Annotated in this window: 6 protein-coding genes; 2 read left to right on the plus strand and 4 right to left on the minus strand. The window is 65.3% G+C overall.

Features of this window, described 5'->3' with window-relative positions; translation table 11 throughout:
- The coding region (locus BMX16_RS17835) for a hypothetical protein (protein ID WP_218139950.1) at positions 1–463 on the plus strand (463 nt) is incomplete at its 5' end.
- Positions 464–493: 30 nt separating this feature from the next.
- Here the strand turns inward: BMX16_RS17835 and BMX16_RS17025 are convergent.
- Entirely contained in the window at positions 494–1,141 is a 648-nt protein-coding gene (locus BMX16_RS17025) for a DUF3047 domain-containing protein (RefSeq protein WP_089905963.1), read from the minus strand.
- A 119-nt stretch (positions 1,142–1,260) separates the two neighbouring features.
- Here BMX16_RS17025 and BMX16_RS17030 point away from each other — a divergent pair, with 119 nt between their 5' ends.
- The gene (locus BMX16_RS17030; protein ID WP_089905965.1) at positions 1,261–2,019 is read left to right on the plus strand and encodes a DUF1194 domain-containing protein; all 759 of its coding nucleotides are present in this window, start codon (positions 1,261–1,263) and stop codon (positions 2,017–2,019) included.
- Here BMX16_RS17030 and BMX16_RS17035 read toward each other — a convergent pair.
- The 3 genes from BMX16_RS17035 to BMX16_RS17045 form a co-directional block, all read right to left on the minus strand.
- On the minus strand, positions 1,999–2,403 hold the full coding sequence (locus BMX16_RS17035) for a c-type cytochrome (protein WP_089905971.1): 405 nt from the start codon (positions 2,401–2,403) through the stop codon (positions 1,999–2,001). The two genes, BMX16_RS17030 and BMX16_RS17035, sit on opposite strands and share 21 nt — an antisense overlap.
- Positions 2,404–2,490: 87 nt before the next feature.
- Positions 2,491–3,180, minus strand: a complete 690-nt coding sequence (locus BMX16_RS17040) for an ABC transporter ATP-binding protein (protein ID WP_089905967.1) — start codon at positions 3,178–3,180, stop codon at positions 2,491–2,493.
- Positions 3,173–4,456 (minus strand): lipoprotein-releasing ABC transporter permease subunit, encoded by a 1,284-nt coding sequence (locus BMX16_RS17045; protein WP_089905969.1) that lies wholly within the window; start codon positions 4,454–4,456, stop codon positions 3,173–3,175. The genes BMX16_RS17040 and BMX16_RS17045 overlap by 8 nt, the downstream gene beginning before the upstream one ends.
- Between the last annotated feature and the right edge of the window lie 163 nt (positions 4,457–4,619).

The raw sequence follows: 4,619 nt of genomic DNA on the forward strand, positions 1-4,619 counted from the left end.
ACATGAATCCCTCTCGGATTTGTGCAACAGAGCCATTCGGCATACTAGTGTCCCAGGCTGCACTCATCTTCCTGGCGTTTCAACAATTTTTAACTGTGAGAAATACATCAGTCTACTGGACAAAGGTTCTGAATTTGATCGAATCTTATTTAATATTAAATCCGGCAAATCCCGAGGTGTAGTATTTAATTTATATGACTCAGGATTTGAGCTTGCTGACGCTGTCATCACGATCAGTAATTCCGAAATCGACTTAGCCATGGAGGGCGAATTCATTCGCCAACAATTAAGCGACCTCAACAGTAGTAGAAGTAAAGTCATCAGTAGAAATATTGCCTTACTTGTAATTGCATTTATATTGCCTTTTCGAATACTGAAATCTATTTTAGATGTTTGGCCTGGGGTGATTAAGTTTTTCGAGAGGAAAAGGATTAGAAAGGTCAGCGCTACTAGACCAAGATAAAATTGGTAATTCAATGCTAGTCAGCCCACGTCACTCCACCCGCATCCCCCCCACCGCCGCAGCGACTGGGCTCTTCGTATCGTCGCTGTCGCCACTCACCGCCATGCCGATCAGCGCGCCGGGCGCCCCGTCAAACGCCCGTGCGTAATCGGCAGAGAGGTCCACGCTCTCGCTGTGCGACCCCGTGCCCGCCTGCCGCAGCACGATCGTGGCCCCGGTGCCCGGCGTGCCATAGGGGGACGGCAGCACGGACCCGACCGGGTTGTTGCCGCCGTAAGCGTATTGTAGCACCCGCACGTCGGACCGGCCCAGCAGGGCGCGGATGTCGGCGCTGGCAAGGGCAGCTGCCTCTGCCTGCGGCACGAACAGGAAATAGACCGCGAGGTTGCGGTCGTCGCCGCCCTTGCGGCTCAGGTCCGTGGGCGGCACGCTGGTGGTCACGTCCCATGTCCACGACGCCCGCCGTGCGCCCCAGTCACCCTGTGCTACGCGGCCCCACGCGATGCTGACCGACCCGGCGGAGGTCATCTCCAGCGTGTCCCCGAACGTGTAATCGTTCGATCCGAACAGCGACAGGCGCTGTTCCTGCCAGCCGGCAAAGCTGACGGGACCGGCCAGCGCCGGGCCTGTCAGCAGGATCAAGGCGGCGGCGGCGGTGCGAAGGCGGGTGCGGGACATGGCGATCTCCTGTGCGGTTGCCTTGATCTTAACCCGGCACCGCGCCAAATCACCGCATGACACCGCGCCTCACGCCATTGTCAGGCGATGAAACGCGCCGCGGTGTCTAAACTGGGGTCATGCGACACATCATTCCCGCGCTGGTGCTGTGGACCGGCACCGCCACCGCCCAGACCACCCTGCAACTGCCCCAATCCGGCGGGCCAGAGGCCGCGCCTGTGGCTGCGGGGGTGGAAACGTCGCTCGAACTCGTGCTGCTGGCGGATGCCAACGTGTCGATCGACGCGGGCGAACTGGCGTTCCAGCGGCAGGGCTATGCGGATGCGCTGCTGTCCGACACGGTGCAGGACGCCATCGCCGACACGCTGCACGGGCATATCGCCGTGACCTACGTCGAATGGGCGACCAATCAGGTGCAGGTCGTGGACTGGATGCTGATCGACTGGGTGGAGGCGGCGCAGGCCTTTGCCGATGCGCTGACCGCAGCCCCCCGCGCGACCTTCGGCAGCAACGCCATCGGGGCCGCGCTGCTGGCGGGGCAGCGCCTGATCGACACCAACGCCTATGACGGCTTTCGCCACGTGATCGACTTTTCCGGCGACAGCATGGGCAACTCCAGCGGCCCCGCGATCCTGCCGTCGCGCGATCAGGTGCTGGCGACCGGCACGGTCATCAACGCCCTTCCGATCCTGCGCGCGGACGACATGCGGCGGGCGGGCTACGACCTCGAACAGCTTTACGCCGACAACATCATCGGCGGGCCGGGCGCATTCATGGTCACGGCAGAGGGGCGCGACAGCTTTGCCGCCGCCGTGCAGCGCAAGCTGGTGCTGGAAATCGCGGGCGAGGTGCCGCCCCTACGGCTGGCGCTGGATTGACTGCAGATAGTCGGTCAAGGCCAGCAGCTCTGCCGGGACGGGCATCGGGTTGCCGCCGTCGTCGGTCATGATCATCGGCCCCATGTCGCCGTCGCCAAAATGCGGCATCGGATCGACCGCCCCGTGCGCGCCGCGCGACAGACCGTCGATCGTGCTCATCACGCCATCGCGGGGGAACGTGCCGCCGTTGCGCGCGGCGATCAGCGTCAGGTCCGGCGGCGCGATGGGCAGTCCCGCCGCAGCCGCACCGCCGCCACGGGCATCCGGCCCGTGACAGGCGCTGCACTGCGCCATGAACGACGCCTGCCCGTCGATGGGATCAGGCTCTGCCTCCGGCGTGCAGGCGGCCAGGGCCAGTGATCCTGCAAGGATGATGTATCGCATGGTGTCCGCCTGCTGCTGCGCGCCGTTGACCGACGCTTGTTCCAGATCAGCATGGGCCTGCGCGCGGGCGCTGGCAAGCGGCAACGCTCAGGCAGCGCCGTCCACCAGCCGCCCGTCCACCAGCCGCACGGCGCGGTCCATCCGCGCGGCGAGATCGAGGTTGTGGGTCGCGATCACGGCGGCAAGGCCCGTCTGACGCACCAGCGCCATCAGCGCCGCGAACACCCGGTCCGAGGTCACGGGGTCGAGGTTGCCGGTGGGCTCGTCCGCCAGCAGCAGCACCGGATCGTTCGCCAATGCGCGGCAGAACGCGACGCGCTGCTGTTCGCCCCCCGACAGGGCGGCGGGCCGGTGGGTCGCGCGGGGCGCGATGCCCACGGTGTCCAGCAGGTGCATCGCCCGGTCGCGGGCGGCGGCGTCGGTTGCGCCGTTCGCCAGTTGCGGCAGAACGATGTTCTCCAGCGCCGAAAACTCCGGCAGCAAGTGGTGGAACTGATAGATGAAGCCCACGTCGTTGCGGCGAATGGCCGTGCGCTTGCGATCATTGAGCGCGCTCATGTCCTGACCCCTGATCGCCACGGTTCCCGTGTCGGGCGTATCGAGCAGCCCCGCGATATGCAGCAACGTCGATTTGCCGGCACCGGAGGGGGCGACGAGGGCCACCACCTCGCCCGCCTGCACGGTCAGATCGATGCCCTGCAGCACGCGCACTTCGTTCGGCTTGCCCGCGTTGTAGCCCTTGCGCAGGTCGCGCAGGTTCAGGATGGGATCACTCATAACGCAACGCCTCGACCGGGTTCATGCGGGCCGCGCGACGGGCCGGGAAGATGGTGACGATCCAGCTCAGCCCCAGCGACAGCGCGACCGACGACAGCACGTCGCCCGCGTTCAGTTGCGCTGGCAGCGCATAGATCCCCCGGATCTCCGGGTCCCAGACGCCGCCGCCCGCGGCATAGTTCACGAAGGAGAAGATCGGATCGATGTAGAGCGCGAAGAGGCACCCGAGGATCAGGCCCAGCACGGTGCCCACGGTGCCGATCCCCGCCCCGCAGATGAAGAAGATGCGCAGGATCGACCCTTCGGTCAGGCCCATGGTGCGCAGGATGCCGATGTCGCGGCCCTTGTTCTTGACCAGCATGATGAGGCCCGAGATGATGTTCATCGACGCGATCAGCACGAGGATCGACAGCAGGACGAACATCACGTTGTCCTCGACCGTCAGCGCCCGCAGGAAGGCCCCCGCAGAATCGCGCCACGACCACAGGTAGGCATAGTCGCCCGCGGCTTCGAGGATGCCCGGCATCACCTCCTCGACCGCGTCGGGATCGGCGACCATGACCTCGATCTCGTCGGCGACGCCCTCGCGGTTGAAGAAGCTCTGCGCCTCCTCGAGCGGCATGTAGACCCGCGTGCGGTCGATGTCGTAGCGGCCTGCGGTAAAGACATAGGTGACCGTGTAGACGTTGACGCGCGGGCTGGTGCCCATCGCGGTGCGCACGCCGTTGGGCGAAATCAGCTTGATCTGGTCGCCCACGGTGACGCCCAACTCCTGCGCGACACCCGACCCTATGGCGATGCCCGACTGGAAGTCGTCGAGGGTGCCCACGGACTCTTCTGGGTTCACGATGCGGGGGACGGTGCGCAGGTCGGCTTCGGTGATGCCGTAAACCTCGACCCCCGCGTTGTCGGTGCCGCGGTTCGCCATGACCTGCTGACGCACGAGGGGGGCGGCGCGGGTCACGCCGGGTACGGCACTGATGCGCGCGGTCAGGGCGGCGTAGTCCGAGATGATGCGCGTGAACTGGTCAGTGCCCGCGATGGGCGTCTGTTCATAGACCGTGACATGGGCGTTGGACCCGAGGATCGTGTCCACGAACTCTGCCCGGAAGCCCGACCGGATCGCAAGCGTGGCGATTAATGCAAAGACCGCCAGCGTGATGCCGATCAGGCTGATCCACGTCATGGTGCTGACACCGCCTTCGGCCCGCTTGGCTCGGATGTAGCGCCAGGCGATCAGCCATTCGAAGCGCGCAAAGGGTCTGGTCTGGGCCATGGGTCCGTCCGGTCAAAGGGTGCGCGGACCATGATCGCAAATCGCAGGCGGGGTCAATGCAACCGGGTGTGAGGCGGCGGCGGCCCCCGGTGCAAGCGTGGCAAGGGGGGCCAGCCCCCCCGGCGTGCCGCCGCCCCCCCGGAGTATTTCGCAAAAAGCGAGG

It is taken from the genome of Loktanella fryxellensis (assembly GCF_900110065.1).
Classification (GTDB): Bacteria; Pseudomonadota; Alphaproteobacteria; order Rhodobacterales; family Rhodobacteraceae; genus Loktanella; species Loktanella fryxellensis.